General features: G+C 68.9%; 16 protein-coding genes. 9 read left to right on the top strand and 7 right to left on the bottom strand.

The annotated features are described in order from the left end of the window. The first annotated feature begins 271 nt into the window (after positions 1-271). Positions 272-1,243 (top strand): C40 family peptidase, encoded by a 972-nt coding sequence (locus B0F77_RS13630; RefSeq protein WP_245848084.1) that lies wholly within the window; start codon positions 272-274, stop codon positions 1,241-1,243. Between the two features lie 264 nt (positions 1,244-1,507). Beyond that, on the top strand, positions 1,508-2,452 hold the full coding sequence (locus tag B0F77_RS13625) for a C40 family peptidase (protein ID WP_245848082.1): 945 nt from the start codon (positions 1,508-1,510) through the stop codon (positions 2,450-2,452). Positions 2,453-2,649: 197 nt separating this feature from the next. Here B0F77_RS13625 and B0F77_RS13620 read toward each other — a convergent pair whose 3' ends face one another. From B0F77_RS13620 to B0F77_RS13610, 3 genes are all read right to left on the bottom strand, one after another. Then, positions 2,650-2,991: a hypothetical protein gene (locus tag B0F77_RS13620; protein WP_086663241.1), complete on the bottom strand. Its 342-nt coding sequence runs from the start codon at positions 2,989-2,991 to the stop codon at positions 2,650-2,652. 230 nt (positions 2,992-3,221) lie between these two features. Next, positions 3,222-3,866, bottom strand: coding sequence for a hypothetical protein (locus B0F77_RS13615; protein WP_211293775.1), 645 nt, complete (start codon positions 3,864-3,866; stop codon positions 3,222-3,224). A gap of 99 nt (positions 3,867-3,965) precedes the next feature. Beyond that, positions 3,966-4,925 (bottom strand): zinc-binding alcohol dehydrogenase family protein, encoded by a 960-nt coding sequence (locus B0F77_RS13610; protein ID WP_086663240.1) that lies wholly within the window; start codon positions 4,923-4,925, stop codon positions 3,966-3,968. Between the two features lie 23 nt (positions 4,926-4,948). Between B0F77_RS13610 and B0F77_RS13605 the strand changes: the two genes are divergently transcribed. The 4 genes from B0F77_RS13605 to B0F77_RS13590 are packed head-to-tail and all read left to right on the top strand — an operon-like array spanning position 4,949 to position 8,915. After that, entirely contained in the window at positions 4,949-5,650 is a 702-nt protein-coding gene (locus B0F77_RS13605; protein WP_086663239.1) for a VIT1/CCC1 transporter family protein, read from the top strand. A gap of 25 nt (positions 5,651-5,675) precedes the next feature. Next, positions 5,676-5,894: a hypothetical protein gene (locus tag B0F77_RS13600; RefSeq protein WP_086663238.1), complete on the top strand. Its 219-nt coding sequence runs from the start codon at positions 5,676-5,678 to the stop codon at positions 5,892-5,894. Positions 5,895-5,901: 7 nt separating this feature from the next. Next, on the top strand, positions 5,902-6,579 hold the full coding sequence (locus B0F77_RS13595) for an HAD family hydrolase (protein ID WP_086663237.1): 678 nt from the start codon (positions 5,902-5,904) through the stop codon (positions 6,577-6,579). Further along, positions 6,576-8,915 carry a glycoside hydrolase family 65 protein gene (locus B0F77_RS13590; protein ID WP_086663236.1) on the top strand — a complete coding sequence of 780 codons (2,340 nt, stop codon included), beginning with the start codon at positions 6,576-6,578 and terminating at the stop codon, positions 8,913-8,915. The genes B0F77_RS13595 and B0F77_RS13590 overlap by 4 nt, the downstream gene beginning before the upstream one ends. 1 nt (position 8,916) lies before the next feature. Here the strand turns inward: B0F77_RS13590 and B0F77_RS13585 are convergent, their stop codons facing one another. From B0F77_RS13585 to B0F77_RS13570, 4 genes are all read right to left on the bottom strand, one after another. Beyond that, positions 8,917-9,249: a YybH family protein gene (locus B0F77_RS13585; protein ID WP_086663235.1), complete on the bottom strand. Its 333-nt coding sequence runs from the start codon at positions 9,247-9,249 to the stop codon at positions 8,917-8,919. 1 nt (position 9,250) lies between these two features. Continuing rightward, positions 9,251-9,952: an SDR family NAD(P)-dependent oxidoreductase gene (locus tag B0F77_RS13580; protein ID WP_086663234.1), complete on the bottom strand. Its 702-nt coding sequence runs from the start codon at positions 9,950-9,952 to the stop codon at positions 9,251-9,253. A gap of 107 nt (positions 9,953-10,059) precedes the next feature. Further along, entirely contained in the window at positions 10,060-10,992 is a 933-nt protein-coding gene (locus B0F77_RS13575; protein WP_281252506.1) for a LysR family transcriptional regulator, read from the bottom strand. A gap of 289 nt (positions 10,993-11,281) precedes the next feature. Next, on the bottom strand, positions 11,282-12,253 hold the full coding sequence (locus B0F77_RS13570; RefSeq protein WP_086663296.1) for an alcohol dehydrogenase catalytic domain-containing protein: 972 nt from the start codon (positions 12,251-12,253) through the stop codon (positions 11,282-11,284). Positions 12,254-12,337: 84 nt separating this feature from the next. Here B0F77_RS13570 and B0F77_RS13565 point away from each other — a divergent pair, with 84 nt between their 5' ends. The 3 genes from B0F77_RS13565 (at position 12,338) to B0F77_RS13555 (ending at position 15,571) form a co-directional block, all read left to right on the top strand. Further along, positions 12,338-13,504 carry a beta-1,3-glucanase family protein gene (locus tag B0F77_RS13565; protein WP_086663233.1) on the top strand — a complete coding sequence of 389 codons (1,167 nt, stop codon included), beginning with the start codon at positions 12,338-12,340 and terminating at the stop codon, positions 13,502-13,504. A gap of 82 nt (positions 13,505-13,586) precedes the next feature. After that, positions 13,587-14,258 (top strand): response regulator transcription factor, encoded by a 672-nt coding sequence (locus tag B0F77_RS13560; RefSeq protein ID WP_086663232.1) that lies wholly within the window; start codon positions 13,587-13,589, stop codon positions 14,256-14,258. Continuing rightward, positions 14,255-15,571, top strand: coding sequence for a HAMP domain-containing sensor histidine kinase (locus tag B0F77_RS13555; protein WP_086663231.1), 1,317 nt, complete (start codon positions 14,255-14,257; stop codon positions 15,569-15,571). The genes B0F77_RS13560 and B0F77_RS13555 overlap by 4 nt, the downstream gene beginning before the upstream one ends. The last annotated feature ends 8 nt before the right edge of the window (positions 15,572-15,579 follow it).

The raw sequence follows: 15,579 nt of genomic DNA, 5'->3' as shown, positions 1-15,579 counted from the left end.
AACCCCTCGTTCGTACGGCACGCGGGGGCCTTTCGTGCGCTCCTGTAGTACGAAAGCTCCCCGCGTGCACTCCACGCGCAACGCCGGCGCCCCATCAGCCACTTACGCCGATCGACGAAACTGAGGTGGTTGTCGATGCACGCGGGGAGCTTTCGTGCTGTCCTGCAGCACGAAAGGGCCCCGCGTGTGTTCCAGCAGGGCGGGCTGAACCCCGTCGGCTGTTCGGCCGTACGTCTCGTCAGAAGTTGTTTCCGACTCCTGAGGAGGCCGCGTGCCCGGCCGACGTGCTGCAAAGTCCACCGCTCTGGCTGCCGTGATCGCCGCGACGGTGGTGTCGATGCCCTCGGCGCACGCCCAACCCGCCGACGACGCGCTGAAGACCTACACCGACCTGACGCGCGAGGCGGAGAAGCTCACCCAGGACCACCTCAAGGCCCAGAGTGACCTGGCCAGGGCGAACGGCATCGTGGTCGCCGCCACCGAGGCGGAGAAGAAGGCGCTGGCCGAGTCCGAGCAGTACCGCGGCCAGGTCGACGTGCTGACCACGGCGTCGTTCGAGGGCGCCCGGCTCACCAACCTGTCGGCGTTCCTGACGTCGACCTCCCAGCAGGACTTCCTGGAGCGGATGCAGGCGATGAACATCATCGCCGCCGACCAGAACGCGGCGGTGACCCGCATGAGCGCCACGCTGACTGCCGCCCAGAAGGCCCGCAGCGACGCCACCAAGGCCGCGTCGCTGGCGGAGAAGTTCGCGACGGACGTCTCGACCCGCAAGGTCGCGATGGACCAGCAGGTCACGACCGCGCGGGCCAAGTACCAGTCGCTGACCGCGCCGCAGCAGAAGGCCCTGGCCGCCACCGGCCCCACGGTCACCGTGCAGGCGCCAGCGGGCGCGGCCGGCGCGGCGCTGAACTTCGCGATGAGCCAGCAGGGCAAGCCGTACGTGTTCGGCTCGAACGGCCCCGACTCGTGGGACTGCTCGTCGCTGATGCAGGCCTCCTACCGGGCCGCCGGGGTGTCCATCCCGCGCGTCACCTACGACCAGGCGAAGATCGGCCGTGGCGTGGGTCGCGGCGAGGTCGCGCCGGGTGACCTGATCATCTACTACTCGGGACAGTCGCACGTGGCCATGGCCATCGACGGCACTCGCGCGGTGCACGCGTCGACCGAGGGTGTGCCGGTGAAAGTTGCCAACATCGACTCGATCGGACCCATTTCGGTGATTCGCCGGGTTGTTGGGTGACGCTTGTCTCCCACCCCGCGATAAACCGATGTAGACGACTGTGAGAGCGTGCTGGTCGGTGAACTGCTGAGGACCCGGCGGTAGACGAACACAGGGTCGTTCCGTAACCTGTCCGAGACCTTCGGCCCAGCAGTTAACCCACTCGGGGCACACGCCAAGGTTGCCGCCTCACGCACAGTAGTTCTCGCGAGGTGGCTGCCAGGACAAAGGAGGACCCGCGACGTGGTGTCGCAACCCTCACGCCGCACCGTGCGTGGAGCACTCGTGGCGACGGCAGCCGTCGTCGCAGCAGCACTCCCCACGGCCCCGGCCACCGCACAGCCTTCTGCCACGGACGCGCTCAAGAAGTACAACGAGCTGTCCGAGCAGGCTTCCAAGCTCAACCAGGACCACCTGAAGGCCCAGGGCGACCTCGCGGCCAAGCAGGGCGAACTGGACAAGGCGAAGGGCGACCTCGCCGTCGCCCAGAAGGCCGAGGAGTCCCTCCGCGGTCAGGTCGACCTCCTCACCGAGGCCACCAACTCGGGCGCGCGCTTCAGCCAGATCTCGGCGCTGCTCGTGAGCGACTCGCAGCAGGACTTCCTCAACCGCATGTCGGCCATCAACATCCTGGCGGCGGACAACGCGGAGTCGCTGCAGAAGCTGCAGGACGCGGTCAACGCCGCGGACAACGCGACGAAGACGGCCAACGAGGCCACCGAGGCGTCGAAGAAGCTGCTCGCCGAGATCGAGACCAAGAAGACCGAACTCGACAAGCAGCTCGCGGACGCGAAGGCGCAGTACAACTCGCTGAGCCAGTCCGTCCGCAACCAGCTGGCGAACGCCGGCGACATGTCGAACATCTCGGTGCCGCCGGGCACCGCGGGCAAGGCGCTCGAGTTCGCCCTGGCCCAGCGCGGCAAGGAGTACGTCTACGGCTCCAACGGCCCGGACACCTGGGACTGCTCGTCGCTGATCCAGGCCGCATACCGCTACGCGGGCGTCTCCATCGGCCGCACCAGCTACGCCCAGGCGGCTGCCGGGCGCGCGGTCAGCCCGAGCGAGATCAAGGCCGGCGACATCATCGTCTACTACTCCAGCCAGTCCCACGTGGCCATGGCGGTGGACGGCGTCCGCGCGGTGCACGCGTCGACCGAGGGGGTGCCGGTGAAGATCGCCGACATCCAGTCGATCGGCCCGATCAGCGTCGTCCGGCGCATCGAGGGCTGACGAACCTCGTCGCGGAGTCTGTGTTTTCGTATCGCAGAGGTTTTCGTATCGCAGAGCTCGTCGAGCGTCCCCTTCCCGTACTTCGGGGAGGGGACGTTCTGCTTTTCAGTCCGGCATCACCCGCAACGGGCCGGACCCACGCCGCTGTGGGTCCGGCCCGTTGTGCGCTCGCAGGCAGCGAAACGTGCAGCGAAACGTCAGGTGACCTGGCCGTTCTGGCTGGGCGCGCCGTCCTGACCGGGCCCAGCCTCCTGGCGGGCGATGGCGAACGCCGGGTTGCCCTCGGCGTCCTGGCGCACGTCGAGGACCTTGTCCTCCAGGTACTGGGCCGCGGCCGGCTCCATGATGACCTTGGCACCGGCGGGCGCCGCCACCACCTCGTCGCCGTCGACGGCCTCGGCCAGCGACAGCTCCAGGGCAGCTTGGCTGTTGTGATCGGCGGCCACGGCAAAACGCAGGCCGACGTCGTCCGTGGTGCCCTCGGACTGTGACGTCAGCTCGTTGATGACCTCGGCAGCCATCGGCGTCACTTCGAGCATGTCGGCCCCTTCAGCAGGAAACAAGAAACTCGTCAGGTGTTCCCTGCCCGCGCGGGCTTCAACCGCCGTTCGCCGAAGTCGCAGGTAAAAGGCTGCTGAGCAGGAGGTTCGCGACCGGGCCGAGGCGGCGGACCGGCCCCAGACCGGACCGTCACCCACCGCCGGGCACTCCACGCAGCTCGAACTCGGCGCGACGACGACCTCCCCCGACGCCCCGGTGGCCACACCCTCTAAGCCACTCGGTGCGCCGGGCGCGACACCTCACTCCGCACGTGACCGCACGTCGAGCACACCCGCTGCACCGGGACCAGCTCGGCCACCAGCCGCCACGAGTCGGCGAACGACGGCGCCTCCTGCCCCGGCACCAGCAGGCTGTCCAGCACCTCCTGACGGCGGCGGCCCTTTTCGCGGCTGCGCTCCACCGGGTCGCGGCGGTGGGCCAGGGCGCGCGACTCCGCCCGTGCGCGTTCGCCTTCCGTGGTGAGCTCGCTGCGGGAGCGTGGAGCGTGCAGGGTGGCGTTGCGGCGGTTCACGCGGAACCACTCGCCCAGCGACATGCCGGCTAAGGGCGGCCGGGCCAAGCGTGCGCCGTCCGCTGTCCACACCATCAGCCGGGCGCGCAGGAACTCGTGTGCCACCTGGGCGCGCGAGCGGGGGCGGCCCTGGCGGGTGCCGTCCGGGCGGGTGTCGACGGCCACCAGCAGCGCGTCGACGCTCCAGCCCGCCTTGAACCACGGCTCCAGCAGGCGGCGCACCCAGCGGCGGTCGGCGTCCGGCCACGAGGCGCGGGTGCACAGCGACTCGACGGCGATGTCCACGTCGGCGTCGGTGGAAGGCACCACGCGGCCCGGCCAGCGACGGGGATCGATCTGCATCTGACCTACCTCCTACAGCACGCACACGAACACCTGTTCGACATGGTGCCACGGAGGTCCGACAAAAACTGAACACTTGCCGTCTGAGCAGGAAAAACATCACGCCACCAGGACCGCCGCGCCGGTCACGCGGCCCGCGCGGAGGTCCGACAGGGCCAGGTTCGCCGAGGACAGCGGGTACGGCTGGACCGCGACCGACAGCCGGTGCGAGGCGCAGAACGACAGGAACTCGGCGGCGTCGGCGCGCGTGTTCGCCGTGACCGAGCGGACCACCCGCTCCTGGAAGAGGTGCCGCGTGTAGTTCAGGACGGGCACGTCGGACAGGTGGATCCCGGCGATCGCCAGCGTGCCGCCCCGGTCCAGGGCCTCCAACGCGGGCGGCACCAACGTTCCGACCGGCGCGAACAGCACGGCCGAGTCCAACGGCACCGGAGGCACGTCGGCGGAAGCCGAGGCCGCCCCCAACGACAACGCCAACGCACGCGCCGCCGAGGAACGAGTCACGACGTGCACCTCGTGACCACGGGCAACGGCGACCTGCGCGGCCAGGTGTGCGGACCCGCCGAACCCGTAAATCCCGAGCCGCCCACCGTCGGGCACCGAAGCAACCCGTAGAGCTCGATATCCGATGATTCCCGCGCACAACAGCGGCGCCAACGACTCGGACGAATACCCGGAAGGCAGCCGTAAAGCGTAAGCAGCGGGAACAACGGCATAAGACGCATAACCGCCGTCCGCGTCCCACCCGGTGTAAAGCGACGACGGACAAAGGTTCTCGGCTCCGCGCAAACAGAACCGGCAAGTCCCGCACGTGTGCCGCAACCAGGCGATCCCGACCCGTTCCCCGACGACGAACCCAGGTGCGGCAACCACGACCTCACCCACGACTTGATGCCCCGGCACGACCGATAACCGGTGCACGGGCAGATCGCCGTCCACGACGTGCAGGTCAGTACGGCACACCCCGCAGGCGAGCACCCGCACCAGCAGTTCCCCCGGAGCGGGTGACGGCACCGGCACGTCGGCCAACCTCAGCGGCGTGGTCTGCCACGAAAGCATGATCCCCAGGTTAGCCTGCGGAAATGGACCATCACGAGCCCCACGACGAGGTCACCGGCGATCGGATGAACTGGCTGCGCGCGGGCGTTCTGGGAGCGAACGACGGCATCGTCTCGACCGCCAGCCTCGTCGTGGGCGTCGCCGGCGCCACCACCGACAAGGCCCAGATCCTCGTCGCGGGCCTCGCCGGCCTGTTCGCCGGCGCGATGTCCATGGCCAGCGGCGAGTACGTCTCGGTCAGCAGCCAGCGCGACGCCGAACGCGCACTGCTCGCCAAGGAACGCCAGGAGCTGAAGGACACGCCCGAGGCGGAGCTCGAGGAACTCGCGGAGATCTACGAGGGCAAAGGCCTCGACGCGGAGACCGCCGGGGAAGTCGCCAAGCAGCTCACCAAGCACGACGCGCTGGCCGCCCACGCCGAGGCCGAGCTGCACATCGACCCGGACGAGCTCACCAACCCGTGGGGCGCCGCGATCGCGAGCTTCATCTCGTTCACGATCGGCGCGCTGCTCCCCCTCGCCGCGATCGCGCTGACCCCGGTCAGCCTGCGCGTGCCCGTCACCGTCGTCGCCGCCGTCCTCACCCTCGCCCTGACCGGCTTCATCAGCGCGAGGCTCAGCGGCGCGGGCAAACGGCGTGCGATCGTCCGCAACGTCGTGGGCGGACTGATCGCCATGGGCGTCACCTACGCCATCGGCTCGCTCGTCGGCCAAAGCATCGGATAGCGCCGAACTGGGTATTGCCACGGACATGAGTGAAGAACGTGGCGCGTACGTCCCCCAGGACACCGACAGCTTCGAGGCCCTCGACGAGGACAACCTCAAGCACGACCCGCTGGAGACCGAGCCGGAGGAAGGCTGGGCGGAGTCCGACCGGTACGGGATGACCGAGTACGAACAGGCCCACCCGCGGCCACTTGACGAACGCCTCAAGGAGGAACGCGGCGATGTCGGCGAGACGGGTGCATGATCGAAGCATGAGCCTCGGCATCCCGGAGAAGATCACGGCGTTGCTGTTCGACCTCGACGGTGTGCTCACCAGCACCGCGGTCCTGCACCGAAAAGCGTGGAAGCAGACGTTCGAGGGCATGGGTCAGCCGTTCAGCGAGCAGGACTATCTCGCTTACGTGGACGGCAAACCGCGCTACGACGGCGTACGCAGCTTCCTCACCTCGCGCGGCCTCACGCCGCCGGAGGACGAGATCCGCCGCATCGGCGACCAGAAGAACGACCTGGTCAACCAGATCATCGACGAGGAGGGCATCACGCCCTACCCCGCCTCGGTCCGCTACCTCCAGGCCGCCCGCGCGGCCGGCGTGCCGATCGGCGTGGTCACGTCGTCGGCCAACGCCATGCGCGTGCTGCGCGCGGGCGACCTGCTGGACTACGTCGACGCGCTGGTGGACGGCAACGTCATCACCGCGTCGAACCTGCACGGCAAACCGGCGCCGGACTCGTTCCTGGAAGGCGCCAGAAGGCTCAAGACGCCACCCGAGCACGCCGCGGTCTACGAAGACGCGCTCGCGGGCGTCAAGGCGGGGCACGACGGCGGGTTCGGCTTCGTCGTCGGCGTCGATCGCGGCCGCCAGGCGGACGCGCTCAAGACCAACGGCGCCGACGTGGTCGTCAACGAGCTCGACGAGCTCCTGTCATGAGCTACACGATCGAACCGTGGCAGCTGCGCTGGCAGGGCCTCGCGGTGGACCAGCTGCACCGGACCGAGTCGACGTTCGCCCTGGCCAACGGTCACATCGGGTTGCGCGGCACGCTCGACGAGGGCGAACCGCGCGGCCTGCCGGGCACGTATCTCAACGGTTTCTACGAAGAGCACCAGCTGCCGTACGGGGAAGCGGGCTACGGCTATCCCGAGGCCGGCCAGACCGTCGTCAACGTCACCGACGGCAAGATCATCCGGTTGCTGGTCGAGGACGAGCCGCTGGACATGCGCTACGGCAACGCGATCGAGCACGAACGCACGCTCGACTTCCGCACCGGCACGCTGCGCCGCCGCACGGTCTGGGAGTCGCCGACCGGCCGGCGCGTGATCGTCCGCAGCGAGCGGCTGGTGTCGTTCACCCAGCGCGCGGTCGCCGCCATCCGCTACGAGGTCGAGCCGATGGACGACCTGCAGCTCGTCGTCCAGTCCGACCTGCTGGCGAACGAGCCGACCATCCACCGCACCAACGATCCCCGCGTCGCGGCCGCGCTGGACGCCCCGCTGGTCAACGAGTTCATGATGGCGGAGAAGTCGCGGGCCGTGCTGTGCCACCACACCAAGGCGTCCGGTCTGCGGATGGCCGCCGCGATGGACCACGAGATCGAGGTCGTGGGACCCGAGCACGACCGGTACAACGACCTGCGCACGGAGATCCGCGCCGAGGCCGACCTGGCGCGGTTCACCGCCGCCGTCGACGTCAAGGCGGGCAGCTGCCTGAAACTCACCAAGTACCTCGGCTACGGCTGGTCCGGAAAGCGTTCCACCCCAGCGCTGCGGGCCCAGGTCGAGGCCGCGCTCGCCGGCGCCTGCCAGACCGGGTGGGACGGCCTGATGCAGGAGCAGAAGGCGTTCCTGGACGACTTCTGGCAGGTCGCCGACATCGAGATCGAGGGCGACGACGAACTGCAGCAGGCGATCAGGTTCGCCCTGTTCCACATCCTGCAGGCCGGGGCCCGCGGCGAGACCAGGGCCATTCCCGGCAAGGGACTCACCGGTCCCGGCTACGACGGGCACGCCTTCTGGGACACCGAGATGTTCGTGCTCCCGGTGCTCACCTACACGCTGCCGGACGCGGCCCGCGACGCGTTGCGGTGGCGTCACTCCACTTTGGACAAAGCCCGGGACCGCGCGAAGGTGCTGGGGCTCAAGGGTGCCGCGTTCCCGTGGCGTTCGATCAACGGTGCCGAATGCAGCGCGTACTGGCCGGCGGGCACGGCGGCGTTCCACGTGTCCGGCGACGTCGCCTACGCCACCCAGCAGTACCTCAACGCCACGAGCGACGAGTGTTTCGACCGCGACGAGGCAACGGAAATCCTTGTGGAGACCGCACGGTTGTGGGCCTCGCTCGGTCACCACGACCGGCACGACGGGTTCCGCATCGACGGCGTCACCGGCCCGGACGAGTACTCGGCGATCGTGGACAACAACGTCTACACGAACCTGATCGCCCAGCAGAACCTGCGCGCCGCCGCCGATGCCGCGGAACGCCACCCGGACAAGGCGAACGCGTCAGCAGAAGAGATCGCGGCCTGGCGCAGGGCCGCGGACGAGATGGCGATCCCGTACGACGAGATGCTGCGGGTGCATCCGCAGGCGGACAACTTCACCAAGCACGCGGAGTGGGACTTCGAGAACACCCCGGAGGAGAAATACCCGCTGCTGCTGCACTTCCCGTACTTCGACCTGTATCGCCGCCAGGTCATCAAGCAGGCGGACCTCGTGCTCGCGATGCATGTGCGCGGTGACGTGTTCACGCCGGAGGAGAAGGCCCGCAACTTCACCTACTACGAGGCACGAACAGTGCGTGACTCGTCGTTGTCCGCGGGCACGCAGGCCGTGCTGGCGGCCGAGGTGGGGCACCTGGACCTCGCGTTCGACTACCTGATCGAGGCCGTCTACACCGACCTGCACGACCTGCACAGCAACGTCGACAACGGCCTGCACATGGCGTCGCTGGCGGGAGCGTGGATGGCGCTCGTCGCCGGGTTCGGCGGCATGCGCGACCACGGCGGCGAGCTGACGTTCGCGCCCCGGCTGCCGAAGGCGCTGACCCGGTTCTCGTTCCGGATGGCCTTCCAGGGCACGAGGATCTCGATCGACGTGTGCGAGACCGAGGCCACCTACCGGATCGTGGACGGCACCGAGCTCAGGACGAAGCATCACGGCGAGCCGATCACGATCACGGCGGACCAGCCCGTGACCATGCCCATCCCGAAGGCTCCCGAGCTCGAACGGCCGAGGTCGCCGTCCGGCCGGGAGCCGCGCAGGCACTGACTCAGAGCCGGGAGACCTGGTAGTGCGCGATCAGGTCTCCCCGCACGAGCACGCTGAGGTTGACGTTGATCACCGTTCCGTCGGGACGCGTGAAATCGACGTTCGCGTAACCGAGCGTCAAATCATCGGCGAGCTCGCGGGTTTCGAGAATCTCGTACTCGGCCCGCAACCCGATGGGCTGGGAATCGTAGTAGGCGGCGATCGCCGCTCGCCCGACCCCGTACGGTTTGAGGCCCTGAAAAATCGCGTCCTCGGTGAAGTTCGACGCCGCGCGCTGCGGATCGTGCGCGTCGACGGCGTCCTTCCACCGGTCCAGAACGTTCTCGACGCCCATGTCAGTGCCCCGCGCTCTGGCCGCCGTCGACGTGCAGGATCTCGCCCGTGACGAAGCCGGCCTGTTCCAGGAAGGTGATCGCGTCCACGACCTCGTCGATCTCACCGATGCGGCCGACCGGGTGCAGTCCGGCCAGCACCTCGTGGGTGTCGGGGGCGTGCATCGGCGTGCGGATGATGCCGAGCGCGACCGTGTTGAACCTGATGTTCCGCGCCGCGTACTCGACGGCCAGCGACTTCGTGACGGCGTTCAGACCGCCCTTGGTCAGGGCCGCGAGCGCTGCCGGGACCGCGGACAACGCGTGGTCGACCAGGGCAGTGGACACGTTGACCACGTGCCCGCCGGTGGTTTCCATGGCCGCGACGGCGCTGCGGGTGATGTCGAAGAAGCCGATCAGGTTCGTGCCGGTGACGGTGGCGAAGTCCTCGTCGGTGTACTCGGTGAACGGCTTGGCGACGAAGATGCCCGCGTTGTTGACGAGGCTGTCGACCCGGCCGAACCGGGCGAGCGTCTCCCGGACGACCCGCGCGCCCGCACCGGGCTCGCCGAGGTCGGCGCGAATCGCGAGCACCTCGGGATCGTTCGAGGAATCGATGGATCGCGACACCGCTACCACCGAATAGCCGAGCTTTCGATAGGCCGGGACGAGTGCCGCGCCGATTCCCTGGGACGCACCCGTGACGATGGCGACCTTGCTGCTCATTTCCAACTCGCTTTCGAAGAAGAAGTAGTGGAACTGACAGCCACAACGGCGCGCGCCCGCGAGTTCATTTCACGGAATTGCGACCCGTTTCCTCCTTCGTGCGAGGCTCAGCCTCGCAACGCACGATGGGGGTCGTCCGAGGGCTGCCAGACGCCCTCGCGCCCCAGCCCGAGATCGCCCACGCCGGCCGCGATGGCCTCGGCCGCGGCGATGACGTCCGCCCGGACCTCGTCGGTGCGGCGGACCAGCGACCACGTCCAGAGCACCTCGGGGTCGATCACCGGGCGCCGCACCAGGTCCGGCGGCAGCGGCGTGGTCTGTCCCTTCGGCGAGTTGAGCACCGGCGTCGTGCACACCCGGACGTGGTCGAAGAACGCCGGCCCGGTGATGGCGCCGTTGTGGATGCGCCGCACGACGGCTCCCGTGTCGCGGGCGAACTCCTCGGCGTAGACGTTCCACGACTGCCACGACGTGACGTCGTCGTCCACCAGCACCGCGATGTCCTTGGCCCGCACCGGACTCGTGTCCGTGCCGACCGCCACGGCGTAGAGCCGGTCCACGCCGATCAGCCGTGCGGTCAGCCCCAGCTGTGCGAGGTCGTCGACGCGTACCCAGCACACGGCCAGGTCGAGGCTGCCGTCGGCGACCCGTGCGGCCTGCTGGTGCGACGGCACGACCCACGTGTCGACGTAGAGCTGCGCGACACCGGCCGTGCGCGCGGAAAGGTCCGACGGCAGCCAGTTGACGTACCCGATCCGCACCGGCCGTGATCCGGACAGCTGCCGTGCATGCCGTTGCAGCTCATCAGCCCGTTCGAGCAACGCCCGCACCTCAGGCACCAGCGCGGCTCCCGCGGCAGTCAGTGCGACCGTGCGGCGGTCTCGCGCGAACAGCGGCACGCCGAGGTCGCGTTCGAGCGCCTTGATCTGCTGCGACAACGACGGCCCCGCGATCAGCAGACGGCTCGCGGCCCGACCGAAGTGCAGCTCTTCGGCGACCGCGAGGAAGTACCGGAGTTGACGCAGTTCCACGTCCCGCATCTTAGGAGGCTGCGGCTCGCACGCAGGAGAAAGCCGGTCGTGGCGCCGGCGGGGCCCGGTCGCACGATGAGGGCACGAGAGAGTTCGTCGTCGAGATCACCACCAAGTTCCCCGAGGGCATGGGCCAGTCCGAAGTGGACGACCTGCACGCGAACGCCGAGCGCGCGCCAAGCCGCAGCGGCGCTGGCGGCGGCCATGGGCATCGGCCGGTTCGTCCACACCCCGATCCTGCCGCTGATGACGGCTCAGGCCGGGCTCGGCGCGGGATCGGCGGCCAGCCTGGCCGCGATCACAGCTCAAGCACTACCTTCACGTCACCGGGCCGCGTCTCGAACGCCTCCGCATAGGACTCCAGCGGAACTCGTCGAGTGATCATCGACTGCAGCCAGGCGTCGTCCGCGCGATCCAGCACGGCCGACGCCTCCCGGTAGTGCCGCACGTTCGCGTTGACGGTCCCGAACACGATCCCGTTGCGCAGCACCAGATCCCGGTTCACCTGACCGAGATCCACCGGGACGACCTCGGTGGACGGCACGCCGGTCAGGCACACCAGGTCCCGCCCGAGCACCCGCGCGACCACCGACGGCGCCCCGGTCGCCTCGATCACGACCCGGTGGTCCGGCAGCGTCCGGTGGTAGGTGGCGCCCAGCGACTCCACCAGCGCGGGCTTCGGTCCGTCCGCGGCGAGGTCGAACACGTGCACGTCGAGCCCGCGCTGCACCCCGATCAACGCCGCCAGCAGCCCGATCGGCCCCGCCCCGGTCACCAGCACGCTCTCGAACCCGAACAGCGCCAGCCGGTCCAGCCGCTCCCACGCCTTGACCACCACCGAGGCCGGTTCGACGAGCACACCTGTCGCCGAACTGACACCGACGGCGTACGCGGCGGGAACCGTCCACAACGTCGAGCCGTAGCCGTCGAGATCGGTGATCCCGCGCTCGGTGTACCTACCGTTCAGGCACATGTCGAACTCGCCGCGCGCACACGCCGCGCACGGCACCGGATCGGGTCTGCGCACCACACCGGCCACCAGCGACCCCGGCTCGAACCCTGGACCGCTGATCACCCGCCCCAGCGACTCGTGCCCGATCACCAGTTTCCGGCCGACACCGAACTCGCCGCGCACGATTTCCCGGTCCGTGCCGCAGATCCCGATCGCCAAGCCCTCCACCAGCAGTTCGTCCGGACCGGGCACCGGATCGGGCAGTTCGGACAACGTCAGGGACCCGGCCTGTGCAAGATCCACCGTCAGTGCGCGCATGAAGACCATTCTTGACATGTCAACACGATCACGCTGAGTATGAGAGCGCTCTCACGACACCCTGTCTCAGTGAGGAGATAGTCGATGCGCAAGCTCCTGCTGCTCGCGACATCGGCCCTGCTTGGGCTGACAACGATGTCCGCACCTGTACAAGCCGCTCCACCGAACCTGCTCCCGCTCACCGTCACGAACAACTCGGGTCGCGGCGACGCCGTCCACCTGTACGTGTTCGGCGAGATGGGCGGCCGGCTCGGGTACGTGAACGCGAGTGGTCAGTTCACCCCCTGGTCCGGAGGAGGCATCCCGCCGACCCCGGCACCGGACGTGTCGATCCCCGGCCCCGGCAACGGCGGTAGCCGGACCCTGCAGATCCCGATCAACCTGGCCGGCGGCCGGCTCTACATGTCCTTCCGCGACAAGCTGAAGTTCTCCCTGGTGCCGAACGGCCTGGTGCAGCCGGCGCCGTGGGCCGCCGGCGACCCGAACCGCGACATCCTGTTCGACTGGAGCGAGTTCACCTACAACGGCGGCGGGTTGTGGTTGAACAGCTCCCAGGTGGACATGTTCTCGGTGCCCCACGCGGTCGAGGCGACCTCGCAGGCCGGTGCCACCAAGAAGACCGGCCAGCTGGTCGCGGGTGGCCGCAACCGCGTCTTCGACCAGCACCAGCAACTGGGCGGCGACTGGTCGCGGTTGGTCTACACGCGAGGCGACGGCACCCGGCTGCGCGTGCTGAACCCGAGCAAGGGCCTGGACGCGGGTGTGTTCTCCAGCTCGTACTTCGCGAACTACGTCAGCAGCACCTGGTCGACGTACCAGAACACGCCGCTGACCGTGGTGCCGTACCAGAACGAGCCGAACCGCAAGTTCACCGGCCGCGCCAGCGGCGGGGTCCTCAACTTCACCAACACGTCCGGCCAGCAGGTCGCGTCGTTCCAGCAGCCGTCCACCCGTGACGTCCTCAACTGCGACGGCCGGCTCGCGGCGCCGAACAACGACGTCGGCGCGATCTCGCGGTCGCTGTGCGCGGCGCTCAACCGGTCGACGCTCGGCTTCCTGCACACCCAGCCGACGTACGACGCGAGCCAGTTCTACACCCGCGCGACCACCAACCACTTCTCGAAGATCGTGCACGCCAACATGGCGGACGGGAAGGCCTACGGCTTCGCGTTCGACGACGTCGGCGCGTTCGAGTCACTTGTCCACGAACCCAACCCGCGTTCGGCAAAAGTCACGCTAACCGCATTCTGATCCGAAACGTTCTTGCTTTTGATCGACTTTCACTCCACTGTGTGAGACGCCGTCGCCGCGGCTCTCACACAGTGGAGTCGTTGTGTGCGTACGGGTCCTGCTCGCGGAAGACGACGAGCGAATCCGGCAGGCGTTGAGCCTCGCCTTGTCCGACGAAGGTTTCACCGTTGACGAGGCGGATTCGGGTGAAGAGGCATTACGGCGTTTGGAGACAGAGCCGTTCGACGTGGTGCTGGTCGACCTCACCCTGCCCGGCATGGACGGTCTGGAGGTCGTGCGGACCATCCGGTCACGCGGTGACCTGCCGATCATCGTGGTGACAGCGCGCACCGACGCCCGCGACATGATCGCCGGGCTGGAGGCAGGAGCCGACGACTACGTCACGAAACCGTTGATGGCGAGCGTTCTCGCGGCGCGCATCCGCGCGTTGTTGCGCAGGCGCGGCCCCGGTCGCGAAGCCGTTCGGATCGGCGATCTGGAAATCCGTCCGCAGGAAGGGCTCGTGCACCGTGCGGGTGAACGCGTTCACCTGACCAGAACGGAATTCCGGCTGCTGCTGGAACTCGCTGGTGCGGCCGGCCGAATCGTCACCAGGGAACAGTTGCTGCAAAAGGTTTGGGGATATGACTACTTTGGTGACACTCGCCTGCTCGACGTGCACATAAGGAGACTGCGCCGCAAGATCGAGGCCAACCCGGACGATCCTGCGCTGCTCCTCACCGTGCGCGGCAGCGGGTATCGGATCCGCTCGTGAGACTCACACTGCGCTGCCGGGTCACCCTCTCGTTCGGTTTCGGCCTGCTGGTCGTGACGAGCGTGCTGGCGTTCGCGACCTGGAACCTCGCCTCCGGCTACATGCTGCGGCAACGGGAGGCGAGCGCGACCCGGCAGGCCGAGGTCAACGTGCGGCTGGTCGAGAAGTCCCTGTCCTCACCGGGGCTGGACGAGCTGCTGACCGGGCTCACCACCGGGCCGGACTCGTCGATCCTGGTGCTCAGCCCGGACGGCCAGGTGACAGCGGGCCGCAAGGTCGAGCCGTCCCAGCTGCCCGCCGACCTCGTGCAGCACCCGCCTGGCCGGTCGCGGATCACCGTGGCCGGGCTGCCCGTCATCGCCGTGGCGCGCCCGGTGGCGGGCAACTCGGTCTACGTCGAGCTGTTCCCGTTGCAGCAGCTCGATCGCACGTTCGGGTTCCTCGGCGCGGTGCTGATCGCCGGCACGATCGGATCGGCGCTGCTCGGTGCGGCGCTGGGTTCGTGGGCGTCCAAGCGGGCGCTGCGGCCGTTGGCGGAGTTGAGTTCCGCCGCGGTGCGCATCGCCGGCGGTGACCTCCGGGCCCGGCTGCCCGATCAGGACGATCCCGATCTGGCCGCGCTGGCCGCGAAGTTCAACTCGACCGCGCACGCGCTGGAGCAACGGGCGTTGCGGGACGCCCGGTTCGCCTCGGACGTGTCGCACGAGCTGCGGTCGCCGTTGACGACGATGGTGAACGCGGGCGCGGTGCTGCGCCGCCGGCGCGAGCAGCTGCCGGGGACCGCCGGGACCGCGCTGGAACTGCTGACCTCGGAGGTCGACAGGTTCGCCCGGATGGTGGTGGACCTGCTGGAGATCTCGCGGGCCGACCAGACCGACGACCCGCCACCGGAGGAGATCGCTCTGGACGCGTTGGTGCGCAACGTGATCGCGACCCGTGCCGCGGTTCCGCTGGCATTGGAGCCCGCCGTGGTGCTGGGTGACCGGCGGCGGCTCGACCGGGTGCTGACCAACCTGCTGGACAACGCCGAGCGCCATGCGGGCGGGGCGGTGCTGGTGTCGGTGCGGGTGTCCGGCTCGCGGGTGCGGCTGGAGGTGGAGGACGCCGGGCCGGGCGTGCCCGAGCCGCTGCGGGAGCTGATCTTCGAACGGTTCGCGCGCGGGGTGATGGCGGGCAGCCGGGGTGACGACACCGGCAGCGGGCTGGGGCTGGCGCTGGTCCGCGAGCACGTGCTGCGGCTGGGCGGGCGGGTGTGGGTGGAGGATCGCTCGCCGAGCGGCTCGCGGTTCGTGGTGGAGCTTACGGAGTTCTGACGGCTGAG

This window comes from Lentzea kentuckyensis (genome assembly GCF_002150765.1).
GTDB lineage: Bacteria > Actinomycetota > Actinomycetes > Mycobacteriales > Pseudonocardiaceae > Lentzea > Lentzea kentuckyensis.
This window is presented reverse-complemented; position numbering and strand designations above follow the sequence as displayed.